20 protein-coding genes are annotated in these 24523 nt (G+C 52.6%); all 20 read right to left on the reverse strand.

What is annotated here, in order from left to right:
- Positions 1-55: 55 nt before the first annotated feature.
- Positions 56-1210 carry a cell division protein FtsZ gene (gene ftsZ, locus J1781_RS03270; RefSeq protein ID WP_013577005.1) on the reverse strand — a complete coding sequence of 385 codons (1155 nt, stop codon included), beginning with the start codon at positions 1208-1210 and terminating at the stop codon, positions 56-58.
- A gap of 71 nt (positions 1211-1281) precedes the next feature.
- Positions 1282-2538, reverse strand: coding sequence for a cell division protein FtsA (ftsA, locus tag J1781_RS03275; RefSeq protein WP_009634688.1), 1257 nt, complete (start codon positions 2536-2538; stop codon positions 1282-1284).
- Positions 2535-3371: a cell division protein FtsQ gene (gene ftsQ, locus J1781_RS03280; protein WP_129991313.1), complete on the reverse strand. Its 837-nt coding sequence runs from the start codon at positions 3369-3371 to the stop codon at positions 2535-2537. The genes ftsA and ftsQ overlap by 4 nt, the downstream gene beginning before the upstream one ends.
- A gap of 1 nt (position 3372) precedes the next feature.
- Positions 3373-4293, reverse strand: coding sequence for a D-alanine--D-alanine ligase (locus tag J1781_RS03285; RefSeq protein ID WP_129953197.1), 921 nt, complete (start codon positions 4291-4293; stop codon positions 3373-3375).
- A complete protein-coding gene (gene murC / locus J1781_RS03290; protein WP_015690468.1) occupies positions 4286-5761 on the reverse strand; it encodes a UDP-N-acetylmuramate--L-alanine ligase in 1476 nt (491 codons plus the stop codon). The genes J1781_RS03285 and murC overlap by 8 nt, the downstream gene beginning before the upstream one ends.
- Before the next feature lie 78 nt (positions 5762-5839).
- The gene (gene murG / locus J1781_RS03295) at positions 5840-6907 is read right to left on the reverse strand and encodes an undecaprenyldiphospho-muramoylpentapeptide beta-N-acetylglucosaminyltransferase (RefSeq protein ID WP_129953199.1); all 1068 of its coding nucleotides are present in this window, start codon (positions 6905-6907) and stop codon (positions 5840-5842) included.
- The gene (ftsW, locus tag J1781_RS03300; RefSeq protein WP_370278342.1) at positions 6904-8106 is read right to left on the reverse strand and encodes a cell division protein FtsW; all 1203 of its coding nucleotides are present in this window, start codon (positions 8104-8106) and stop codon (positions 6904-6906) included. Before ftsW ends, murG begins: the two co-directional genes overlap by 4 nt.
- A 2-nt stretch (positions 8107-8108) precedes the next feature.
- The gene (murD, locus tag J1781_RS03305; RefSeq protein ID WP_129953201.1) at positions 8109-9428 is read right to left on the reverse strand and encodes a UDP-N-acetylmuramoyl-L-alanine--D-glutamate ligase; all 1320 of its coding nucleotides are present in this window, start codon (positions 9426-9428) and stop codon (positions 8109-8111) included.
- Between the two features lie 2 nt (positions 9429-9430).
- Positions 9431-10513: a phospho-N-acetylmuramoyl-pentapeptide-transferase gene (gene mraY / locus J1781_RS03310; protein WP_129953202.1), complete on the reverse strand. Its 1083-nt coding sequence runs from the start codon at positions 10511-10513 to the stop codon at positions 9431-9433.
- Complete coding sequence (murF, locus tag J1781_RS03315; RefSeq protein WP_217233203.1) at positions 10507-11868, reverse strand: UDP-N-acetylmuramoyl-tripeptide--D-alanyl-D-alanine ligase; 1362 nt, start codon at positions 11866-11868, stop codon at positions 10507-10509. The genes mraY and murF overlap by 7 nt, the downstream gene beginning before the upstream one ends.
- Positions 11865-13352, reverse strand: coding sequence for a UDP-N-acetylmuramoyl-L-alanyl-D-glutamate--2,6-diaminopimelate ligase (gene murE / locus J1781_RS03320; protein ID WP_217233204.1), 1488 nt, complete (start codon positions 13350-13352; stop codon positions 11865-11867). Before murE ends, murF begins: the two co-directional genes overlap by 4 nt.
- Complete coding sequence (locus tag J1781_RS03325) at positions 13339-15102, reverse strand: peptidoglycan DD-transpeptidase PBP3 (RefSeq protein WP_129953205.1); 1764 nt, start codon at positions 15100-15102, stop codon at positions 13339-13341. Before J1781_RS03325 ends, murE begins: the two co-directional genes overlap by 14 nt.
- 26 nt (positions 15103-15128) lie before the next feature.
- Entirely contained in the window at positions 15129-15449 is a 321-nt protein-coding gene (gene ftsL / locus J1781_RS03330; protein WP_129953206.1) for a cell division protein FtsL, read from the reverse strand.
- Complete coding sequence (rsmH, locus tag J1781_RS03335; protein ID WP_129953207.1) at positions 15446-16387, reverse strand: 16S rRNA (cytosine(1402)-N(4))-methyltransferase RsmH; 942 nt, start codon at positions 16385-16387, stop codon at positions 15446-15448. The genes ftsL and rsmH overlap by 4 nt, the downstream gene beginning before the upstream one ends.
- Before the next feature lie 2 nt (positions 16388-16389).
- Complete coding sequence (gene mraZ / locus J1781_RS03340; protein ID WP_034787151.1) at positions 16390-16848, reverse strand: division/cell wall cluster transcriptional repressor MraZ; 459 nt, start codon at positions 16846-16848, stop codon at positions 16390-16392.
- A 707-nt stretch (positions 16849-17555) separates the two neighbouring features.
- Positions 17556-18560: a catabolite repressor/activator gene (gene cra, locus J1781_RS03345; protein WP_217139508.1), complete on the reverse strand. Its 1005-nt coding sequence runs from the start codon at positions 18558-18560 to the stop codon at positions 17556-17558.
- Positions 18561-18726: 166 nt separating this feature from the next.
- Positions 18727-19218: an acetolactate synthase small subunit gene (gene ilvN, locus J1781_RS03350; RefSeq protein ID WP_120132476.1), complete on the reverse strand. Its 492-nt coding sequence runs from the start codon at positions 19216-19218 to the stop codon at positions 18727-18729.
- A gap of 2 nt (positions 19219-19220) precedes the next feature.
- The gene (gene ilvI / locus J1781_RS03355; protein ID WP_129953209.1) at positions 19221-20939 is read right to left on the reverse strand and encodes an acetolactate synthase 3 large subunit; all 1719 of its coding nucleotides are present in this window, start codon (positions 20937-20939) and stop codon (positions 19221-19223) included.
- Positions 20940-21358: 419 nt separating this feature from the next.
- Positions 21359-23155, reverse strand: coding sequence for an AMP-dependent synthetase/ligase (locus J1781_RS03360; protein ID WP_217233205.1), 1797 nt, complete (start codon positions 23153-23155; stop codon positions 21359-21361).
- A 288-nt stretch (positions 23156-23443) separates the two neighbouring features.
- The gene (gene leuO, locus J1781_RS03365) at positions 23444-24391 is read right to left on the reverse strand and encodes a transcriptional regulator LeuO (RefSeq protein ID WP_129953331.1); all 948 of its coding nucleotides are present in this window, start codon (positions 24389-24391) and stop codon (positions 23444-23446) included.
- Positions 24392-24523: the final 132 nt, after the last annotated feature.

A 24523-nucleotide genomic window follows, 5' to 3' on the forward strand; every position in this document is an offset into this window, starting at 1 on the left:
ACCTTAAGGTCGGCGGGACAGTTTAGCACAAAGAGCGGAGATCCTACAATTCGGACTAGTCTGCCTGCTTACGCAGGAAGGCCGGGATGTCCAGATAGTCGGGCTCTTTATTGGATTGCGCACTTTGATCATTCACCACTTTAGCAGCAGGTTTCGTTTCCTGCGGCAACGGAGACATACCGTGCTGCTGGTAACGATGATCCATCACGGGCTGGCTGGCTGGCTTGTTAGTCACCAAAGTGATCTCAGGACGTTTGTCCATGCCGATACCGGTTGCAACCACGGTCACACGCAGCTCGTCATTCATTTCCGGGTCAAGAGACGTACCGATAACCACGGTTGCGTTATCTGATGCGAAAGCACGAATGGTGTTACCCACGGTTTCGAATTCATCCAGACGCAGGTCGAAGCCAGCAGTAATGTTGACCAGAACGCCGCGCGCGCCGGACAAGTCGATGTCTTCCAACAGCGGGCTGGAGATCGCCATTTCTGCCGCTTCTTCAGCACGGTCTTCACCGCATGCCACACCAGAACCCATCATGGCATAACCCATTTCGGACATGACGGTGCGCACGTCGGCGAAGTCGACGTTCATCAAACCCGGACGGGTGATCAGCTCAGCGATACCCTGCACCGCACCTTTCAGCACGTCGTTGGCCGCACCGAAGGCGTCCAGCAGAGAGATACCGCGACCCAGAACTTTTAACAGCTTGTCGTTCGGGATAGTGATCAGAGAATCCACATGTTTGGACAATTCAGCGATACCCTGCTCCGCAAATGCCATGCGTTTTTTGCCTTCAAAGTTGAAAGGCTTAGTCACCACAGCAACGGTCAGAATACCTAAATCTTTTGCTACTTCAGCCACCACAGGCGCTGCACCGGTACCGGTACCGCCACCCATGCCCGCTGCGATAAAGACCATATCAGCACCTTCAAGCGCAGCGCGCAGGGCTTCACGATCTTCTTCTGCAGAATTGCGACCCACTTCCGGGTTCGCACCAGCACCCAGACCTTTGGTAATACCACTACCGATCTGAATAGTCTGTCCTACTGCCGTTTTACGTAACGCCTGGGCGTCTGTATTAACGGCAAAGAATTCAACACCTTCGATGCGCTCACGCACCATGTGTTCGACAGCGTTGCCACCGCCACCGCCGACGCCGATGACTTTAATCACCGCGTCATTGGTCAGTTCCATAGGTTCAAACATAGTTTCTCTCCGTTTTGTGCCTGTCGCTTCGGGATCAAAAAGCTTAACAGCATGATCCCGTTGTTAAAACATTAAAACTCTTTTCTCAGCCAGCTGTTGATTCGTTTGAACCAGTTGCCCACTGAGGCGCGTTTTTCCACTTCGGCCTCACCGCTCAGGTGAGACTCCTTCCCGTAGTGCAGCAGCCCTACAGCCGTTGAGTAGTAAGGTTCCTGCGCATAATCTGTCAGCCCGGTGATGTTCAAAGGTTGCCCGATGCGCACCTGGGTATGAAATACCCGCTGCGCACAAGCTGCCAGACCATCAATTTGTGCTGCACCGCCTGTGAGTACAATGCCAGCGGCCAGATGATGTTTTACGCCTTGCTGACGTAACTGCTCCTGCAATTGCAAAATTTCGTCGTTCACTAAATTCAGCAATTCTGTGTAACGAGGCTCGATAACTTCAGCCAGTGTCTGACGCTGCAGACTGCGTGGTGGACGTCCACCGACGCTCGGCACTTCGACATTTTCGTCTTTGCCGACAATCGATCCTAATGCACAACCGTGGCGAACTTTGATCGCTTCGGCATCGGTCGGCGGCGTTCCAAACGCATAAGCGATGTCGCTGGTGACCACGTTCCCTGCATACGGGATGACCTTAGTATGACGTAGTGCGCCGCCGGTATAAACCGCGATATCCATGGTTCCACCACCAATATCAACGACACAAACCCCTAATTCACGCTCATCTTCGGTCAGTACCGCATAACTGGCGGCCAGACCGGCAAAAATCAGCTGGTCAACTTTTAAGCCACAGCGTTCAACCGCCTTCACAATGTTCTTTGCCATATCGTTATGGCAGGTAATCAGGTGGACTTTAGCCTGCATACGCACGCCGGAAAGACCGACCGGATTTTTAATCCCTTCCTGATAATCAATGGCATATTCCTGAGGGATCACATGCAGAACCCGATGCTCATCCCGCACGCGGACTGATTTAGCGGTATGCACCACATTCTCTACATCTTCCTGCGTGACTTCCTCTTCTGAAATAGGAACCATCCCTATTTCATTCTGACAGCTGATATGTTTACCAGACAAAGCAAGGTAAACAGAGGAAATCTGGCAATCCGCCATCAGTTCAGCCTGATCGATGGCGCGCTGTACGCACTTCACCACCGATTCCAGATCATTCACGCCACCCTTGTCCATGCCCCGGGACGGGCAACTGCCCACACCGATAATATTGACCATGCCATCGGGCAGAACCTCCCCCACCAATGCGGCTACTTTTGCCGTACCGATCTCCAGCCCAACTACCAGTTTTCTGTCCGTCGACTTGATCATTGTTGTTTAGCCTGTGCCTGATTCTGTTGCTGATTACTGTTTTGCTGGTCAATAAACTCTGGAGCCCAACCCACCGACGCACCGCTGTCATAACGTAAATCGACATAAGTGATGCGTTTTTTATCGGCTTGTGCCTGTTGCTGGAATCGCGGGTAAAGCTCGATAAAACGTTGTAAACGCCCCATCCGGTCATCTCTCCCCAATTCCAGCCGGACGTCATTATCCAGAGTTAACTGCCACGAGTGACGCGCACTCATTGCTACCGCTTTCAACGTGAACTTACCGGCGGCCAGCGCCTGACTCATCGTTTGAAAGCCCTGCAAAACATCCTGTTCGCTGCCTTCCGGACCGTAAAGCAACGGCATTTTTTGTTTGACCACACGCTCAGCGGGTATGCTGAAAGATTTGCCATCGGCATCAACCATATGCAGATCATTCCAGTGTGCGACCGGCACATACTCCACGAGGTGTATCTTGAGTTCATTCGGCCATTGCTTACGTACGCTGACCTGTTTTATCCAGGGTAAACGCTCAATCTGCTGCTGAATGACGTTTACATCCTGCGTCATGAACGTTCCCGGTGCCCCTAAGGACAGAATCGCCTGACGAATATCATCATTGGTCGTGTAATGCCGCTCGCCGGTGACGACTAACTGGGATAACGGCAATCGGTTTGCATCCTGCATCCAGCCGACAACGGCCCACGCACTCCATAAAATCGTTCCTACCACCAGCAGCAGAAACACGATCCCTGCCAGCTGGCCACCGTTACTGCGACGGCCGTTGCTCTCAGCCGTCTCACGCTCTCGGGTATTCAGGGCGGCTTGCGACATATCAGTCTGCCAGTTCCAGAATACGGAAAACGAGTTGCGGGAAACTCAGCCCGGCGTGTTTAGCCGCCATCGGCACCAGACTGTGACTCGTCATTCCTGGCGAGGTATTCGCTTCCAGTAAATTGAAGTTGCCATCACCGTCCTGCATGACGTCGACACGCCCCCAGCCGCTGCAATCGAGCGCCTTATAAGCCTGCAACGCCAGTACAGTCAACTGCTGCTCCTGCGCTTCGCTTAACCCGCTCGGGCAAAAATATTGTGTTTCATCAGACAAATATTTTGCCTGATAGTCATAAAATGTACCGGCAGGCTGGATGCGAATGGATGGCATCACCTGATCGCCCACGATAGCCACGGTATATTCCGGGCCGCTCAGCCATTTTTCGATCAGTACGTTATCGTCATGCCTGAAGCCTTCCTGCAGAGCAGGCAGCAACTCTTTTTCCGTTGTCACTTTGCTCATCCCGACACTGGAACCTTCACGGCTTGGTTTGACGATCAGCGGCAGACCCAGTTCGGCGATTTTTGCCGCCAGAGCGCCCTGCCCTGCTTCTTCAATTTGTGAACGATGCAATGCGACAAACGGCGTAACCGGTAGCCCTAAAGCCTGCCACACCAGTTTGGTGCGGAACTTATCCATGGTAAGCGCTGACGCCATTACACCGCTGCCGGTATAAGGCAAACCGATTTGTTCCAGCAACCCCTGCATCGTCCCGTCTTCGCCACCGCGACCGTGAAGTGCGATAAAGACTTTGCTGTAACCTTCTTCCCTGAGAAGCGCCACATTAAAGGTTTTGGTATCGATGCCGTGGGCATCAACACCAGATTCGCGTAAACCTGCCAGTACCGCGGCGCCTGACTGTAATGACACATCGCGTTCTGCGGAAGTTCCCCCGAACAATACCGCTACTTTCTCAGACATGATGTTCTTCACCTTTCTTAACCGGTTGCAGCTTTTGATCAGCCAATTTACGGGCTACTCTGCCGACATTACCGGCACCCTGAACCAGAACTAAATCATCACCTTCAAGGATTTGCGCCAGACTTTCCGGCACCGCCTCAATATCAGAAACCAAAATCGGATCAAGCTTGCCGCGTGCGCGAATAGTGCGGCACAACGAGCGGCTGTCCGCGCCCGGGATTGGCGCTTCTCCGGCCGGATAGACATCCAGCATAATCAGCACATCAACCTGTGATAGCACATTGGCAAAATCATCGTACAAATCGCGGGTACGGGTGTAACGGTGCGGCTGGAAAATCATCACCAGACGTTTGTTTGCCCAGCCCGCACGTGCCGCTTTGATCGTGGCATCGACTTCTGTCGGATGGTGACCGTAGTCATCGACCAGCATTGCACTCCCCGTTTTACCGTTCACATTTTCCAGCGCGTACTCGCCCAGGAAATCGAAACGGCGTCCGGTACCCTGGAAGCCTGCCAGTGCACGTAAAATAGCGTCGTCGCTGATATTTTCGTCAGTCGCGACGGCGACGGCGGCCGCAGCGTTCAGGGCATTGTGACGACCCGGCGCGTTCAGCGTCACACTGATGAGCGGCAAGTCCTGGCGGCGCAGCGTAAAGTGCCCTTGCGCACCTACCTGACGATAGTTTTCGATAATCACATCGGCATCTTCGCTGAAACCGTACGTCGTCATATGACGGCCTACGCGGGGTATCAGCTCACGGATCACCGGATCATCAATGCACATCACTGCGCGTCCGTAAAACGGCAGGTTATGCAGGAAATTGATGAAGGTTTGTTTCAGGATTTCAAAGTCACCCTGATACGTATCCATATGATCTGCTTCGATATTGGTCACGATAGCAACCATCGGTTGCAGATGCAGGAAAGACGCATCGCTTTCATCTGCTTCAGCAATCAGAAAACGGCTTGAACCCAGACGCGCATGCGTGCCTGCGGCTTTCACCAGTCCGCCGTTGACAAAGGTCGGATCCAGCCCGGCCTCGGCATAAATACTGGTTACCATTGCCGTGGTCGTTGTTTTACCGTGCGTACCTGCCACGGCGATGCCGTGACGAAAACGCATCAGTTCTGCAAGCATTTCCGCACGGCGGATCACCGGAATACGGGCTTCGCGCGCCGCAACGATTTCCGGGTTATCGGATGAAATCGCCGTGGAAACCACCACCACGCTGGCATCCAGCACGTTCTCAGGGCGGTGATTAAAATAAATCGTCGCGCCCAGTGCAGTCAGTTGCTGAGTCACCGCATTCGGTGCTAAATCAGAACCGCTGATCTGATAGCCTTCATTGGCCAACACTTCGGCGATACCACCCATGCCGGCACCACCGATGCCAACAAAGTGAATGTGCCGGACACGATGCATCTCAGGCACGAAGGTACGCAGTTTCGCCAATTGTTGTGTATTCACGTTTTTATTCACTATTTCAGGTTACTGATTAATCCGTTTCTTACGGCTGGGACCACACACTGCATGGCCCGTTCACTTTCATTTTTTGCTGGCGGTAACCACTTCTGCGGCAACACGCTCTGTCGCATCGGGAATAGCGGCGGCACGTGCAGCCATCGCCATCCCCATCAGATGGGTTCTGTCCCATCCGGCCATCAGATCAGCGACGGCGGCGGCACTAAAATCTTTCTGCTCAATAATCTTCGCAGCGCCGGCTTTTTCCAGCGGCAGCGCATTCCAGTACTGTTGACGGTCTTTGTGCTGGAAAGGCACAAAAATCGCGGGTAAGCCTGCGGCAGCAATTTCGCTGACCGTTAACGCCCCGGAACGGCAAACCACCACATCAGCCCAGGCGTAAGCCTCTGCCATGTCATCAATGAATTCGGTCACTTTATGCTGCGCCTGACCGGCTTTTTCATAAGCCTGATTCACGGACTCCAACGCACCTTTACCCACCTGATGCCACAGCGTAATTTTATCGCCCATCAGCGCCGCCACGTCCGGCATGCTCTGATTAAGGACGCGTGCGCCCTGACTGCCACCAATCACCAGCACACGGATTGGCCCTTCACGACCGGCCAGTCGGGTTGCCGGTAATTCCAGCGCCAGGACATCCGTACGCACCGGATTGCCAACAACGTCAGCATGCGGAAATGCACCCGGAAACGCCTGCAACACTTTTTTGGCAATATGCGACAAACCTTTATTGGTCATACCGGCAATACCATTTTGCTCGTGTAACACCACCGGAATGCCCAGTGACCAGGCCGCCAGCCCCCCGGGGCCGGACACGTATCCGCCCATGCCCAATACCACATCTGGCTGGAAGCGTTTCATGATCGCCTTCGCCTGACGCCACGCATGATATATGCGAACAGGGGCAGTAAGTTGCGCTTTCAGACCTTTCCCACGCAATCCGGCAATTTTAATGAAATCAATATCGATACCGTGTTTGGGTACCAAATCCGCTTCCATCCGGTCTGCTGTACCCAGCCAGCGAACTTCCCAACCTTGCGCGATAAGATGATGGGCTACTGCCAGTCCAGGGAAAACATGTCCACCGGTACCGCCGGCCATCACCATTAAACGCCGGGCATTGCCACTCATCGGGCACTCCTTACAAACGCCTGGGCTTTTGCCAGCCGCGTTTCAAAATCCACTCGCAGCAATAACACGATTGCCGTCGACATAATTAACAGGCTCGAACCGCCGTAACTGATGAGCGGCAGTGTCAGACCTTTCGTTGGCAACATGCCCGCCGCGGCTCCGACGTTAACCAACGCCTGAAAGCTGAACCATACGCCAATTGAACAGGCTAAAAACCCGGAAAAACGCTGGTCAGTTTCTAACGCCCTGCGTCCGATAGACATGGCGCGAAAAGCGACGAAGAATACCATTAACAGGGCTAAAACCACACCGAAATACCCCAACTCTTCACCTAAAATGGAGAAGATAAAGTCAGTATGTGCTTCAGGTAAATACTCCAGTTTCTGGACTGAATTACCTAATCCTTGCCCCCAGAATTCCCCACGACCAAATGCCATCAGTGACTGCGTTAACTGGTAGCCACTACCAAACGGATCCGCCCACGGATTCCAGAACGATGTCACACGACGCATACGGTATGGCTCGGCAAGAACCAGCAGTACTACGGCGAATACGCCCGAACCGATAATGGCCAGGAACTGCCACATCTTGGCACCCGCCAGGAATAGCATCGCCAGCGTAGTGATAAACAGCACAACCACCGTACCGAGGTCAGGCTGAGCCAACAGCAATACGGCCAGCACCACCATCACGCCCATGGGTTTGCAGAAGCCCCAAAAGTTACTGCGCACTTCATCCACTTTGCGCACCAGATAGCTGGCGAGGTAGCAAAACAGTGACAACTTGGAGAACTCTGCTGGCTGAATACGCAGGGGTCCGAGAGAAATCCAGCGTGATGCCCCGTTAACCGAGCTACCCACAACCAGTACCACCAGCAGCATGATCACCGACAGCAGTAGCAGAACGTTGCTGTACTTCTGCCAGACCGCCATCGGCACGCGTAATGTCACCAGCGATAAACCAAACGCCAGACCGAGATAAATGGCATCGCGTTTAGCAAACAAAAACGGGTCATCTGCCAGACGCTGGCCAATCGGCATTGAGGCCGATGTCACCATCACGAAGCCGACGATAGCCAACCCGAATGTCAGCCACAGCAACGTCCGGTCATACAACACCAGTGTGACGGAGTCGTTTTCTTTGGAACCCATCACCCAGTCATTAAACTTGGCGGCGAGGCTCAGCCCGGGGATCCGAATCCTCATGAGCCCAGCTCCTTCGCCAGCGCGGTAAAGACATCGCCGCGTTGTTCAAAACTGCGGAACTGATCCAGACTCGCGCAGGCTGGCGACAGTAAAACCATGTCCCCGGAAGCCACACGCGTGCTGATATCACGCATCGCCTGTTCCATCGTTTCAAACAGGGAGGAAACCTCAGGACGCAAATCCGCAAGCTCCGCACCATCACGACCAAAACAATAAATACGTAACTTATCGCCTTGCAGATAGCGCGTCAGTGGCGAGAAATCAGCTGATTTCCCGTCTCCGCCCAACAGCAGGTGCAAGGTGCCTTCAACATGCAGCCCGTTTAATGCCGCTTCGGTGCTGCCCACATTGGTGGCCTTCGAATCATTAATCCAGCGCACGCCGTTATGCTGCCATGCCAGCTGGAAACGGTGAGCCAGACCGGTAAAGGTCGTCAGCGCTTTCAGACTGGATGCATGAGGGATACCGACCGCATCCGCCAGCGCCAGCGCCGCCAGGGCATTGGTATAGTTATGGCGTCCTGTGAGCGGCATTTCGCGGGTATTCAGGACTTTCTCACCACGGACACGCAACCAGATATCATCTTGCTGACGGGTCAGATGGTAATCACCCACATCGACGCCAAAACTCACGCAACGTTTATCCGCACCACGTACCGGCATGGTCAGCGCATCGTCGGCATTAACGACACACAATGCTGCGTTCTCGTAAACCTTCAGCTTGGCTGCCCGGTATTGCTGCAAACCAAACGGATAGCGATCCATATGGTCTTCAGTTACGTTAAGAATGGTCGCCGCAGCCGCGTGCAGACTGTGCGTGGTTTCAAGCTGGAAGCTGGAGAGCTCAAGCACAAACAAATCATATTCGTGATCCAACATAGTCAGCACAGGCAAACCGATATTACCGCCTACGCCCGTGCGCCATCCGGCCGCTTTCGCCATCTCGCCAACCAGCGTGGTGACGGTGCTTTTGCCGTTCGAACCGGTAATGGCGACGATCGGGGTTTGCGTTTCACGGCAGAACAATTCGATATCGCCGATGATTTCCACGCCTGCGTCTGCAGCAGCGCTGAGTGCCGGCGTTGCCAGCGCAACACCCGGACTTGAAATGATCAAATCCGCGTCCAGCAGCCAGTCTTCATTGAGCGAACCGAGGTGACACTCAATGTTATCCGCCAGTTTATCGAGCCCTGGCGGGCTGACGCGGGTATCAATAACACGCGGCGTTACGCCACGTGCTGCAAAGAAATCAACACAAGAGAGGCCGGTAAGACCCAGCCCGATGATGACCACTTTTTTACCCTGATAGTCAGCCATATTTATCGCACCTTCAGCGTCGCCAGGCCAATCAGCACCAGCATCAGCGAAATAATCCAGAAACGCACAATGACGCGCGGTTCCGGCCAGCCTTTAAGTTCATAGTGATGATGAATCGGCGCCATACGGAAAATACGCTGCCCACGTAACTTAAAGGACCCGACCTGCAGGATGACCGACAGCGTTTCGACAACAAACACACCGCCCATAATCACCAGTAAGAACTCCTGACGCAGCAGCACGGCGATAGTACCCAGCGCGCCTCCCAAAGCCAGAGAGCCGACATCCCCCATGAAAACTTGTGCCGGATAGGTGTTGAACCACAGGAACCCCAGCCCGGCACCGACAATGGCAGTACACACGATCACCAGCTCACCGGCATGGCGCAGATACGGAATGTGCAGGTAGCTGGCGAAATTCATGTTACCGGTCGCCCATGCCACCAGCGCAAACCCCGCCGCGACGAAAACCGTTGGCATAATCGCCAGACCATCCAGACCGTCCGTCAGATTTACTGCGTTACTGGTACCGACAATCACAAAATAGCTCAGCAGGATGTACATCAAACCCAGCTGCGGCATGATGTCTTTAAAGAACGGCACCACGAGCTCGGTCGCAGGCGTGTCTTTACCAATGGCATACATCGTGAAGGCCGCCGCCAGCGCAATCACGGACTGCCAGAAATATTTCCAACGGGCAATCAGGCCCTTGGTGTCTTTACGCACGACTTTGCGGTAGTCATCGATAAAGCCCACCACCCCGTAACCCAGCAATACGAACAGTACACACCACACGTACGGGTTGGACGGATAGGCCCACATCAATACGGAAATCGTGATAGACGCCAGAATCATCAGGCCGCCCATCGTCGGTGTACCACGTTTACTGAAATGTGATTCCGGGCCGTCGTTACGCACAACCTGACCGAAAGACATTTTCTGCAGGCGGGCAATCATGCGAGGCCCGATCCATAACGACAGGAACAACGCGGTCAGCAGGCTGACAATGGCGCGAAACGTCAGGTAAGAAAAGACGTTGAAGCCGGAATAATATTTGACCAAGTGTTCGGCCAGCCAAACTAACATGTTGCATTCTCCTGTAACGCGCGTACTACCTGCTCCATTGCGGCACTACGTGAACCTTTAATTAAAACGGTAATTACCGCATGTTCAGACAGTAAGCTCGTTAAACGGGCCGTCAGGGCTGCCTTATCTTCCAGATGTTCACCACACCCGCTGACATCACTGATGATGCGGCTGTCATGACCAATACTGAATACCTTGTCGATACCGGCGTCGCGGATAGCTTCGCCGACCTGGCGGTGGCAGCTTTCGCTTTCAGCGCCCAGTTCCGCCATATCGCCTACCGCCATTACGCGGTATCCCGGCATCTCTGCCAGCACCTGTGCGGCAGCGGTCATAGAACCGACGTTGGCGTTGTAGCTGTCATCGAGCAAAGTTTTGCCGTCGCAAAGTGCGATAGGGAACAGACGCCCTTTGACGGATTGCAATGTCGCCAGCCCGGCGCGCACGTTTTCCAGCGATGCGCCTACAGACAGCGCCAGCGCGGCCGCAGCCAGAGCATTGGCGATGTTGTGACGGCCAGGCACCGGCAGTGAAACGTCAATGTTTCCCTGAGGAGAATGCAGCGTGAATGCGGTATTTAACGGGCTGAGCTTGACGTCAGTTGCACTGAAATCGATGCCTTCAGCAAGAATCGGGGAGAAACGCCAGACAGTTTTGCCGTTAAGCTTGTGCTGCCAGTTGGCATAATCATTGTTGTCCGCATTAATAACGGCAATGCCTTTTTCCGGCAGCCCTTCGAAAATCTCGCCTTTCGCACGAGCCACGCCGGCGAGAGAACCGAAACCTTCCAGATGTGCGGCAGACAGGTTATTTACCAGCGCCGTCTCAGGCCGCGCCAGCGCAGTGGTATAGGCGATTTCACCCGGATGATTCGCGCCCATTTCTATCACAGCAAAATCATGTTCTGCCGTCAGTCGCAGCAATGTCAGCGGAACACCAATATCGTTATTGAAGTTACCTGCGGTATACAGCACATTGCCGCACTCGCGCAAAATCGCCGCTGTCATCTCTTTCACAGAAGTCTTGCCGGAAGACCCCGTCAGACCAACGACTCGGGCAGGAACCTGCTGACGCACCCAACCGCCCAGTTGTCCGAGTGCAATACGAGTGTCCGTTACCAGGAGTTGAGGAACATCCACCGGTAAGCGCTTACTTACCAGTAAAGCCCCGGAACCGGCTTTTACGGCATCAACCGCAAAGTCGTGGGCATCAAATTTTTCGCCTTTGAGTGCCACAAACAAACCGCCTTCGGTCACCTGACGGGTATCGGTCATTACACTGTCGATTTGGGTATCAACCCCGATAAGCTCAGCGTTGAGCGCATCGGCCAGAGTTTGCAGGGAAACGCGGATCATGCGATCACCCCCAGCAAACGAGCGACCGTAACGCGGTCGGAATAATCGAGACGCTGATTGCCGACAAGCTGGTAATCCTCATGCCCTTTACCGGCAATCAACACGACATCATCTTCTTTAGCCTGCATGATCGCACTGGTGACTGCTTCTGCGCGGCCATGAATTTCCTGCGCGCGCCCGGCATCAAGCAGGCCTGCAAGAATATCGGCAACGATAGCGCGAGGCTCTTCACTGCGGGGATTATCATCGGTAACAATCACGCGGTCGGCGTATTGCTCAGCGATACCGCCCATCAGCGGACGCTTGCCTTTGTCACGATCGCCACCGCAACCAAAGACACACCACAATGTGCCACGACAATGCAGACGTGCTGCCGCCAGGGCTTTTTCCAGTGCATCAGGCGTATGAGCATAATCAACCACTGCAGTGGGTTTACCCGGCGCATTGAAAACTTCCATGCGACCGCAGACCGGTTGCAACTGAGAGGCTGTCGCCAGCAATTGTGCCAGCGGATAGTCCAGAGAAAGCAGCGTTGCCAAGGCAACCAGCAGGTTACTGACGTTGAATGCGCCCACCAGGCGGCTCTCCAGCCGGCCTTCGCCCCAGCTGGAATCGATGTTTACGGTGGCACCGTTATCGTGATAATTCACGCTACGGGCTACCAGCCAGCGGCCATTCCAGCCTGCCGGAATTTTGTCTTCCATGCTGACCGCAATCGCATTTGGCGTTTTTGCCAGCCAGCGTGCGCCAACGTGATCGTCAGCATTAATAATTTTTTGGCCGACCTGATGTGAAGCGAAAAGCTGCCATTTGGCGTCTTCATAGCTTTGCATATCACCATGATAATCAAGGTGATCACGACTCAGGTTGGTAAATGCGGCAGCGGCAAAGGGCAGTGCGGCAACACGATGCTGAACCAGCCCGTGTGAAGAAACTTCCATTGCAGCAAAAGTTGCGCCCTGTTTCACCAGATCAGCCAGAATATGCTGAACCTGTACGGCAGAACCGGTGGTGTTTTCGGCGGGCACCACGCTATCCAGCAACCCGTTGCCCACGGTGCCCATGACGGCACTGGTTTCGCCCAGCAACTGGCTCCACTGCGCCAGCAGTTGCGTGGTGGTGGTTTTGCCATTGGTGCCTGTTACGCCAACAAGACGTAATGTTTTACCCGGCTGCTGGTAAAAACGGCCCGCCAGCTGTGACAGCAAAATATTTAAATCTTCCAGATAAACGACCGGTACACCATGCATCTGGCAGACCGTTCCGTGCTTTTGTTCACCTTTTGCCTCGGCCACCACGGCGGCGACGCCCTGAGCAATTGCCTGGGGAATAAAACGACGCCCGTCACTGGTATGGCCTGAAACCGCGACAAACAGATCGCCGGCAGCCGCAACGCGGCTGTCCAGAATCATGTCTTTTAGCGCTACCGCCGGGGCATCACTCACCCAGGGCGCTAAGATGTCGCGCAAATTACGATCTGCCACCTGAAGCCTCTTTTTGATTATTCACTATGTCTGCGTTTTCATCGGCAGTCAGCGCATCTGGTTCAACGTTCATGGTACGCAATACCCCGCCCATGATGGCGCCAAACACCGGTGCGGAAACGGCCCCACCGTAATATTTCCCTGCCTGTGGATCGTTGATAACCACGACAAGGGCAAATCTTGGATTGCTTGCTGGCGCAACGCCGGCGGTATAGGCAATGTATTTATTAACGTATTTCCCGTCCGGCCCGACCTTTTTCGCGGTACCGGTTTTGATCGCAATGCGGTAGCCCTTGATCGCCGCTTTCACACCGCCACCGCCGGGCAGCGCCACGCTTTCCATCATATGTACGACGGTACGCACCAGTGGTTCAGGGAAAACGCGCTCGCCGGAAACCGGCGGATCAACCCGGGTAATCGACAACGGGCGATAAACGCCCATGCTGCCGATGGTTGCATAGACTCGCGCTAGCTGGAGAGGTGTCACCATTAGCCCGTAGCCGAAAGAGAAGGTGGCCCTCTCTATGTCAGACCACCGTTGTTTTTTAGGGTATAAGCCACTGCTTTCTCCGACCAGCCCCAAATTGGTCGGTTTTCCCAATCCGAATCGCGAGTAAGTGTCTACCAGCTCTGCGGATGGCATCGATAACGCCAGTCGTGAAACACCAACGTTACTCGACTTCTGCAAGATACCCGTGACGGAAAGTTCCGCGTAACGGGCCACATCTTTAATCTCATGACCGTTAATCCGGTACGGCAAGGTATTGAGTACGCTGTTCTCGCGCACCACACCATTTTTCAATGCCGTCATCACTACCATCGGCTTCACGGTTGAACCCGGTTCGAAGATATCGGTGATGGCGCGGTTACGCATCACGTCTTTTGGCGTATCCGGCATGTTATTTGGGTTGTAGGACGGACTGTTGGCCATCGCCAGAACTTCACCGGTTTGCACATCGACCAGTACCGCAGTGCCCGACTCCGCTTTATTGAATGCCACCGCGTTATTGAGCTCGCGGTAAACCAGCGCCTGCAAACGCTCATCGATGCTCAGCGCCAGATTGTGTGCCGCCTGGCTGTCTACGGTAGAAATATCTTCGATAACGCGACCGAAGCGGTCTTTACGAATAGTTCGCTCGCCCGGTTTACCGGTCAGCCAGCGGTCAAAACTCTTCTCAACGCCTTCTATACCTTCGCCGTCGATATTGGTGACGCCAATAACATGCGATGTCACCTGCCCGGCAGGGTAATAGCGGCGGGATTCCTGACGCAGGGAAATCCCCGGCAGTTTGAGTTTACGAATATATTCGCCGACCGCAGGATTGACCTGGCGTGCCAGATAGACAAAGCGTCCGTTGGGATTGGCAGTAATACGGGAAGAAAGCTGAGCAAGCGGCATATTCAGCGCATCGGCCAGTGCTTTCCATTTGGTATCGGTGGTGATACCGCCGCGATCGCTAATTTCTTTAGGGTCAGCCCAGATGGCGTTAACCGGCACACTGACCGCCAGCGGGCGACCTGAGCGATCAGTAATCATGCCACGGGATGTGGGAATGGTTTGTACGCGCAGGGAACGCAGGTCGCCTTCCTTCACCAGCTTATCCGGATTAATCACCTGCAGATACGCCACGCGCAACATCAGGCCAACCAATGCCAGCAGGATACAGGCGCACAACAACGCAAAACGCCAGCTGATGAAGCTGGCTTGGTTTTCGGGACGCTTTAACTTCGCGGTGCGTGTTGCTTTCATTCGCTGCCTGTATTCTCCGTGGGCATTTAAGGTTGAACCACAATAATTTCTTGAGATGGATCAACGTGTTGCATCTGCAATTTCTCCGTTGCGATGCGTTCCACCCGGCTGTGATCGCCGAGGGCGTTCTCTTCAAGGATCAGGTTGCGCCATTCAATATCCAGCGCATCCCTTTCCAGGACTAATTGTTCGCGCTGAGCCGTCAGCAAACGCGTACGGTGAGCGGTAGTGACCACTAAAATTGCACTGACCAAAACGGCGATCATCAGAATTAACGGGATTTTGCCGTTGCGAAGAATATCGCCGGCGATAACTCCCACTAATCCGTGGCGTTCGTTGCCTATCACGCTGTTGTTCTCTCAGCAAAACGCAGAACAGAACTGCGGGCCCGTGGGTTTTCGGCCACTTCGGCTTCAGAGGGCATCATTTTCCCGACTGATTTCAGTGAACGTCCGCCAAGTTCTGCGATTTGTGCTTCCGTCATCGGAATACCGGCCGGCACCTGCGCGCCACGGCTATGCTGACGGATGAAACGTTTTACAATCCGGTCTTCAAGAGAGTGGAAGCTGATCACGGATAAACGGCCTTCAGGCGCCAGAATTTCCAGTGCGCCATCCAGCGCGCGTTCAATCTCTTCCAGTTCACTGTTGATATAGATACGGATCGCCTGGAAACTGCGTGTGGCCGGGTGTTTGTGCTTCTCACGTACTGGCGAGGCATTAGCGATCAAATCCGCCAGTTCCTTGGTCCGTGTCATCGGCAATTCGCGGTTACGCTCGACGATCGCGCGTGCGATACGTTTGGCAAAACGCTCTTCACCAAACGTTTTCAACACCCAGGCAATATCTTCAGCTTCAGCTTTCATCAGCCACTCAGCAGCTGAATAACCTCGGGTCGGATCCATACGCATATCCAGTGGCCCGTCACGCATGAAGGAGAATCCACGTTCAGGATCGTCAAGCTGCGGAGAGGAAACACCTAAATCCAGTAAGACGCCGTCGATCTTGCCTTCCAGACCACGATCCCGCGCATAGTCAGCAAGGTTGGAAAAAGGTCCGTGAACAATGGAAAAACGGGGATCATCAATAGATTCTGCGGCTTTGATCGCTTGTGGATCGCGATCAATCGCCAGCAAGCGTCCGTCCGGCCCAAGCTGGGACAGAATCAAACGTGAATGGCCACCACGGCCAAAAGTTCCGTCTATGTAAATGCCGTCCTGTTGAATGTTGAGGCCGTTAACGGCTTCATCCAGCAAAACGGAAGTGTGTTTATAGTTTTCAACCATGCTTATAATGACAAGTCCTGTAACCGGTCAGAAAGGGGTTCCTGAGACGATTGTTCAGCGTCGATGTCTTCCTTAACTTGTTGATACCAGGTCTGTTCATCCCACAGCTCAAACTTGTTGAACTGCCCAACCAGCATCACTTCTTTTGCCAGCCCGGCATGCTGACGTAATGTCGTTGCAATCAGCAGACGTCCGGCGTTATCCATCTGACACTCACTGGCATGCCCCAGTAACAGGCGCTGAATACGGCGCTCAACAGGGTTCATGCTCGACAGACGGGACAATTTTTGTTCGATAACTTCCCACTCAGGGAGGGTGTAAAGAAGAAGGCATGGGTGATGGAGGTCTATGGTACATACCATTTGACCTTGCGATTCTTCGCTCAACAAATCCCGATAACGGGTAGGTACGGCAAGTCGCCCTTTGCTGTCGAGGTTAACCATCGTCGCGCCACGAAACATGACCGCTCTACCCCTCTGTGACCCTTTCCACCACTTTCCCCCACAAATTCCCACAGAAAAGAGTTTACGGATGGTTTTAAAACCTTGTCAAGCCAGAGCGGAGACGGTTTGGCAATATTTACGCAGCCACACAAATGCTTAGCGCAATGTGATGAGGTTTTTTAGAGGGGGGATAGAAAATAACGTCATGATTAGTTGAAGAAATTTCGGAGGGTTAATAATTTCGTTTAAAAAAAAGCCAAACTGAACATTATTTAACTATTTATATTCTTCTGCTATCTAACTCTCATTTCCTGACCGCTTTGCCTTAACAAAAATCATTTTCAATTTTTTTCTGGCTGTCACGTCTAAATCAACATCATTTTACATGCCAACCCGCATGGCTTAAGCCTTTGGGGAGTTTCAAAACCACCAGTCGTGCAGTAAAACCACGCTTCCGGAAATTAAGCGGGGAATTCTACAGCACTTTTGCGGGGAGCATTAACGTATTTTAGAAATTGATGGGAGGATTTATATCTGTGCAAGAAAGCATAAAACATTTGTTAATAATTCAGCAGGCTGGGAATGCTCCTAAATTACCCGTTAAAGTCATATGGGAATTTTCGTATTTTGATTATAAGAACCGGTGAGACAAATTATCGGAAGGTTTAACGCGATTCAGCAACGAAGAAAGAGTCGGGCAGTCATTATGAATGCCCGCCTGCTGATTATTTTCGGCTCAGACGGCCCCGGCGGAACAAATTACGCCGGATACGGGTTAGCCCTGCTTTCGGCTTTTTAGGTTCATCCAGACAAGCCAGAACCAGTTCAAGCACGCGTTCAGCCACATCGCGATGACGCTGAGCCACGGCCAGAACCGGGCATTCAAGGAAATCGAGCAGTTCGTTATCACCAAATGTGGCGATAACCAGATCGACCGGCAAACGTCCTTCCGTCTTTAACGTAACGTCCATCACGCCCTGCAGCAGCTGGAATGATGTCGTGAATAACGCCTGTGGCATCGGGTTCGTTTTCAACCATTCGGCAAACACAATCGCCGCGGATTCACGATCATACGCATTCGCATAAAGATATTTTGGCTGACGTGGATCTTCAGCCCATGCCTGACGGAACCCCTGCTCACGCAGAAAACTCACGGAAAGCTCAGGCAGCGCACCAAGATACAATACCGATTCAGCAGGGAAAGAGCGCAGTTCCTGCGCCAGCATCAGTGCATCGTCCTGATCGGCTCCCACCACACTAATGAAATGTTCAGGATCAAGAGCGCGATCAAGTGCAATGATCGGGAAATCGTTGTTGGCCCAGCGCTGATAGAAAGGATGTTCCGGCGGTAACGACGTGGAAATGATGATTGCATCGACCTGACGTTGCAGCAAATGCTCGATGCAGCGCATCTCATTGTCAGGCTGATCTTCAGAACAGGCGATCAGCAGCTGATAACCCCGCTGACGGGCCTGACGTTCCAGGAAGTTCGCGATTTTGGTGTAGCTGGTATTTTCCAGATCCGGGATCACCAGGCCAATAGAACGGGTGCGACCGGCGCGTAGGCCCGCTGCCACCGCATTCGGGTGATAGTTATGTTCCTTCACGACAGCCATCACTTTTTCGACTGTCTTATCGCTGACACGATACTGTTTCGCTTTGCCATTAATGACATAACTGGCCGTTGTACGCGAAACGCCCGCTAACCTCGCGATCTCATCCAGCTTCACTGAGAAAACCCCTTAATAAAGATAATGCTTTATCTAACCGCAGAAGCCCCTGCCGGGCAAGGTGTTTTACCGAATCGCTTCACCAGATTCGCAAAAATAAAGCCCGGCTCAGCAGCCGGGCTTGTATATATCAGATAAGTTTCACATCTTGCTGATTATTTACACTTTAGCGCATGATCTTGTCGCCACGGGAAACGCCAACTACACCGGAGCGTGCAACTTCGACGATTTCAGCCACATCACGAATACTGGCCAAAAACGCGTCAAGCTTGTCGCTGGTACCCGCCAGCTGAACGGTGTAAAGCGTTGGCGTGACATCGACGATCTGCCCACGGAAAATCTCGGTTGAACGCTTCACTTCTTCGCGGCCATAACCCGAAGCCTGCACCTTCACCAGCATGATTTCACGCTCAACGTGAGCGCCCTGCACCAGCTCGGTCACTCGTAAGACGTCCACAAGCTTATGGAGCTGCTTTTCTATCTGCTCGAGTACTTTGGCATCACCCACGGTCTGAATGGTCATACGTGACAGCGTGGGATCATCCGTCGGTGCAACGGTCAGGCTTTCAATGTTGTAGCCACGCTGAGAGAACAGGCCAACAACGCGGGACAATGCCCCCGATTCATTTTCCAGTAATACTGATAAAATCCGGCGCATGATCAGGTCCTCTCCGTTTTGCTTAACCACATTTCGTCCATCGCACCGCCACGGATGTGCATCGGGTAAACGTGTTCTGTTTCATCCACGCTGATATCAACAAATACCAGACGGTTTTTCTGTTCCAGCGCCAGCGCCAGCTTGCTTTCCAGCTCATCAGGCGTGCGGATAGCAATACCCACATGCCCGTAAGCTTCCGCCAATTTCACGAAATCAGGCAGCGATTGCATGTAAGACTGGGAATGGCGACCGGAGTAAATCATGTCCTGCCACTGCTTCACCATGCCAAGATAACCATTGTTCAGGTTCACAACGATCACCGGCAAATCATATTGCAGCGCGGTTGACAGCTCCTGAATGTTCATCTGAATACTGCCGTCACCGGTAACACAAATTACCGTTTCATCCGGCAGGCCGAGTTTCACACCCAGTGCAGCGGGCAGTCCGAAGCCCATCGTGCCGAGCCCCCCCGAGTTGATCCAGCGACGCGGTTTGTCGAACTTATAATACAACGCGGCAAACATCTGGTGCTGCCCGACGTCCGACGTCACATACGCATCACCCTGAGTCAGGCGATGCAGCGTTTCGATAACGGCCTGTGGCTTGATGGTACCGGTATTTTTGTCGTAACTCAGGCACTCACGCCCGCGCCAGTTCTCAATATTTTGCCACCAGTCGCGCAGGGCATCGAATTCCTGTTTTTCATCGCTTTGTGCCAGTAATTCCAGCATCTGAACCAGCGTCTGTTTCGCATCGCCCACGATCGGAATATCAGCATTCACGGTTTTGGAAATGGACGTCGGGTCGATATCAATGTGCATAACCGTCGCATTCGGGCAGTACTTCGCCAGATTGTTGGTGGTGCGGTCATCGAAACGCACCCCCACCCCGAAGATCAGATCGGCGTTATGCATCGCCATATTGGCTTCGTAAGTACCGTGCATGCCGAGCATACCGAGGCTCTGGCGATGAGTGCCAGGAAATGCGCCCAGCCCCATCAGGGAACTGGTGACAGGCAGATTCAGTTTCTCCGCCAGTTGCAGCAGTTCAGCGTCACATTCAGAATTAACCGCACCGCCGCCCACGTACAGCACCGGTTTCTTCGCCGCCAGTAATGTCTGCACCGCGCGTTTGATTTGCCCGCGATGGCCTTGCACCGTCGGGTTATAAGAGCGCATCGCAACCTGTTCGGGATAGGCGTAAGGCAGTTTAATCTGCGGATTCACTACGTCTTTTGGCAGGTCGACAACCACCGGGCCAGGACGGCCGGTAGAGGCAAGATAAAACGCTTTTTTCAGTACAGTCGGAATATCTTCCGCACGTTTTACCAGAAAGCTGTGTTTTACCACCGGGCGGGAAATCCCCACCATGTCGCATTCCTGAAATGCGTCATAACCGATCAGCGAACTGTGTACCTGGCCGGACAGCACCACTAACGGAATGGAATCCATATAAGCCGTGGCAATACCGGTGATAGCATTGGTTGCGCCGGGGCCAGAAGTTACCAGCACGACGCCCACGTCACCCGTAGCACGCGCATAACCATCCGCCATATGAACCGCACCCTGTTCATGTCTCACCAGCACATGATCTATCCCACCGACCGTATGCAGGGCATCATAGATATCCAACACCGCACCGCCGGGATAACCGAATACGTGCTTTACGCCCTGGTCGATTAATGACCGGACGACCATCTCGGCTCCTGACAACATCTCCATGGTTTTGCCTCCAGGCTTTTTGCTTCTTCTATAGGATGACTTTTGCTTCAGCTAGCTGTTCTATCAGCAGCGATTTCAACATAAATCGCTGAATTTTAGGACTTTCTATCGGGCTTACTACACCCTGCTGTTCTTATTAGCGTTCAAGAATCTAACTCAGTACCTTAGCGTCAGAACCCGAGTCAGGCAAACGCCAAAAATTCTGTGCAGACAGAATTTTATCGCCTCACACTGCCTTCATTCTTTCGTTCGGGACAAAACACTGCCTGCGCGCATTAACCAGTCAGAAATATCAGGGAGGCTGGAAAAATTACAGTATTAAATTATGTCTGTAAGGGAGGTAAAACGAAGGGAAAAACCGGCGAAGTGACAGGCACCGGTGATTCAGAAAAGAAAATGATGAAGCGGGTGGTGAAGCATTACTCATGATAAAGCTGATCGATTTCCTTCTGATAACGGCTGAAAATGATTTTGCGGCGCAGTTTAAGGGTTGGCGTCAGTTCCCCGGCCTCCATCGTGAAAGGTTTGGTCAGCAATACAAACTTTTTCACCTGCTCAAAACCGGCCAGATCATGCTGTATCTCACGTAACTGATGAGCAAACAGCGAGAGGATTTGCGCATTTTTCACCAGCCCGGCGCGATTGAAGTAATCGATATGGTGCGCCTGGGCATAGACATTCAGCACATCAAAATCAGGCACGATCAGCGCGGAAACAAAGTGCCGTTCATCGGCGATAACGGCTGCCTGCTCAATATAACGATCCTGAACCAGCGTGCCTTCGATACGCTGTGGAGCAATGTATTTACCCCCGGACGTTTTCATCAGATCTTTCAGCCGCTCAGTAATGAATACGTTACCTTGTGCATCCATTTTCCCGGCATCACCGGTTTTGAACCAGCCGTCAGCGGTGAAGCTGGCCGCCGTCTCTTCCGGCTTATTGAAATAACCACGCAGTAAAGTCGGACCGCGAACCTGAATTTCATTCTCTCCACCGATCCGCACTTCGATCTCTGGTAATGCCGTACCGACAGAACCAAAGCGGAAGTCATTTTCCTCCCAGCAGGTCACCGTCGCGCAGGTTTCCGTCAGGCCGTAGCCATATTTGATGTTCAGGCCGAGTGATTCGAAAAAAAGAATGACGTTGTCATCCAGACTCGCACCGGCGGCAGGCAGAAAGCGCAGATTACCTCCCAGCAAATCACGCAACTTTTTCAGCACCAGCTTATCGGCGAGAAAATGTGCGGGCGTCAGCCAAAACGGATGACGCCCGCCACGACGTTCGATCAGAAACTTCTCTTTACCCTGTGCGACGGCCCAGTGGAAAAGCCGCTTTTTGAGGGGTCCCGCGCGGGCGACTTTGTCGTGGATCGCGCTGAACACTTTCTCATAGAAACGCGGAACCGCACACATCACCGTCGGTTTAATGGCCTGCAAGGCCTCACGCACCAGATCGGTTTCGCGCAGGAAGACATTTTGCGCACCGCTATGCATCACGAAGAAACTCCACGCGCGTTCAAAAACATGCGCAAGCGGCAGGAAGCAGAGGGAAACATCATGTTCAGTAATACTCAGACGCTTTTCATGCTGCATCAGTTGCGTCGCCATGCTGCGATAATCCAGCATCACACCTTTTGCTTCTCCGGTGGTACCGGAGGTATAGATAAGCGTGAACAGATCATCGAGGTTACGGGCATTGATCCGCACTTCACGCTCAGCAGCTAAAGCCGCATCCTGCGGAACGACGCCAGAAACATGCCGGGCAATCGGTACGCCACGTAACTCGACCTCATTGTCCAGCACCAGAATATGTTTCAGTTGCGGACAGAGATCACGTACGGCCACCGCTGCGTCATATTGCTTCTGGCCGATGACAAACAAAATACGGATATCCGCATCATTGAGGACATACGCAGACTGCGCGGGGGTATTAGTTGCATAAACCGGCACGGTGATCGCACGCAATTGCAAGATCGCCAGGTCTGCCGTCGCCCAGGCTATCGAATTATTCCCACAAATGGCGATGCGTTCCTGAACGCCAACGTGTTCCTGCAATAACACATCGGATAAGGCATCCACCTTTCCGCCAAGCTCACGCCAGGTCAGGGCGGATGTCACCGCCGGGGACCACTCGCGAAATGCAGTCTGTTCAGCACGGGCACTGACTTGCTGACGGAAACGGGTTATCTGATGGTAATCATTTAAGGTTGGATTCATTGAGCGTTTATACCGGCGTCAGGCGTAGTCAGTAAAAGGGAGGGAGCTCACTGCGTTGCTCTGTTACAAAAATTTAACGCAGTCTACCGGCAAATATTGCACGGTGAAATGAAATTGTAGGAGCAGCAGCAGGGTTTTGGGAAGATGTCCCGGAAATCCGATGACGAAAAAAAACCTGCAGGGCATTAACGAGGAAAAAACCTGCAGGATAAAAAACCATGTAAAGAAGAGCAGGCAGCCACTTTCGCTGCAATCACGGCCGCAAAAAACATCGTAAAGACTGTCTGATTACAGAGAAACAACACACTGGCTCAATAATGTTTTCATCCACATATTGCCTTTGTCTTTGCTGGAGGATTCATGCCAGGAAAGATAACATGTGAGTGTATTTTTCATCCACGGTAGCGGAATGACTGACAAATTAAGTATTCCGGCATTTGCCTGTGCCAGCCAGCGCGGCACCAGTGCAACCATGTCGGTTTTGGAGACAATTTCCATGACACTAAATAAATCAGTTCCCTGATAGGAAATCAACGAAACTAACTCAGAGTCGTCGTAATAAGGAGAGCTGAACGAGTAGAACCGGTCCATCATCATGACAGCATGTTTTTCTTTCAGATATTTTTCATCTGACATATGCGGACTGATACGGGGATGATTTTGCGCTGCAACCAGGACCAGCTCATCATTGAATAAAGCTTGATTGCAAAAATCAGCACGTTCAAACTTACGATAACTGATCACAAATTCTATATTCTGATAACGCAACTGATGTTCAATATCATCGTTCACAATGGTCTGTAGTTTAACACTGACACCCGGTGATAATTCTTCTGCAGCATTCAACACCTGGCTGGTGAAGCGTTTATCGAGCGGGCTGCAAATAGCGACATTAAACTGGCGCGTACTGAGGAAAGGGTCAAAACCTGCCCCCGGTAATTCATTCATCACGAGCTGCAAGGCCTGTCTGACAGGGCCAAAAAGCTGACGCGCGCGCATTGTTGGTTGGATCCCACGCCCGAAACGCACAAATAAGTCATCGTTAAACATTACTTTTAAACGGGCAACGGCATTACTGACCGCCGGCTGGGACATCCCCAACATATTGGCCGCACGTGTAATATTTTGTAATTGCATCACGGCATCAAAAACTGTTAACAAATTTAAATCAACATTTCGAAGGTGCGTTTCTGCCTCAGCAGGTTTAGGGTGAATTTCTGTATCGGCGTCAGACATGATATCCCTCATAATTGACATTCGAATCCAAATAAAAATGATTATCTTCAATAATCTATTTTATAAAGCGCGGCATTGAGATGACATTGGGGAACATAAATATCGGCAGAGAAAACACGCTATATTCTCATC

Origin of the sequence: Rahnella perminowiae, from assembly GCF_019049695.1 — a bacterium.
Classification (GTDB): domain Bacteria; phylum Pseudomonadota; class Gammaproteobacteria; order Enterobacterales; family Enterobacteriaceae; genus Rahnella; species Rahnella perminowiae.

Coding starts and splice junctions, on each gene's coding strand:
- ftsZ (WP_013577005.1), bottom strand. CDS start 1,210: ATGTTTGAACCTATGGAACTGACCAATGACGCGGTGATTAAAGTCATC.
- ftsA (WP_009634688.1), bottom strand. CDS start 2,538: ATGATCAAGTCGACGGACAGAAAACTGGTAGTTGGGCTGGAGATCGGT.
- ftsQ (WP_129991313.1), bottom strand. CDS start 3,371: ATGTCGCAAGCCGCCCTGAATACCCGAGAGCGTGAGACGGCTGAGAGC.
- J1781_RS03285 (WP_129953197.1), bottom strand. CDS start 4,293: ATGTCTGAGAAAGTAGCGGTATTGTTCGGGGGAACTTCCGCAGAACGC.
- murG (WP_129953199.1), bottom strand. CDS start 6,907: ATGAGTGGCAATGCCCGGCGTTTAATGGTGATGGCCGGCGGTACCGGT.
- murD (WP_129953201.1), bottom strand. CDS start 9,428: ATGGCTGACTATCAGGGTAAAAAAGTGGTCATCATCGGGCTGGGTCTT.
- mraY (WP_129953202.1), bottom strand. CDS start 10,513: ATGTTAGTTTGGCTGGCCGAACACTTGGTCAAATATTATTCCGGCTTC.
- murF (WP_217233203.1), bottom strand. CDS start 11,868: ATGATCCGCGTTTCCCTGCAAACTCTGGCCGATGCGCTCAACGCTGAG.
- J1781_RS03325 (WP_129953205.1), bottom strand. CDS start 15,102: ATGAAAGCAACACGCACCGCGAAGTTAAAGCGTCCCGAAAACCAAGCC.
- rsmH (WP_129953207.1), bottom strand. CDS start 16,387: ATGGTTGAAAACTATAAACACACTTCCGTTTTGCTGGATGAAGCCGTT.
- mraZ (WP_034787151.1), bottom strand. CDS start 16,848: ATGTTTCGTGGCGCGACGATGGTTAACCTCGACAGCAAAGGGCGACTT.
- ilvN (WP_120132476.1), bottom strand. CDS start 19,218: ATGCGCCGGATTTTATCAGTATTACTGGAAAATGAATCGGGGGCATTG.
- ilvI (WP_129953209.1), bottom strand. CDS start 20,939: ATGGAGATGTTGTCAGGAGCCGAGATGGTCGTCCGGTCATTAATCGAC.
- J1781_RS03360 (WP_217233205.1), bottom strand. CDS start 23,155: ATGAATCCAACCTTAAATGATTACCATCAGATAACCCGTTTCCGTCAG.
- leuO (WP_129953331.1), bottom strand. CDS start 24,391: ATGTCTGACGCCGATACAGAAATTCACCCTAAACCTGCTGAGGCAGAA.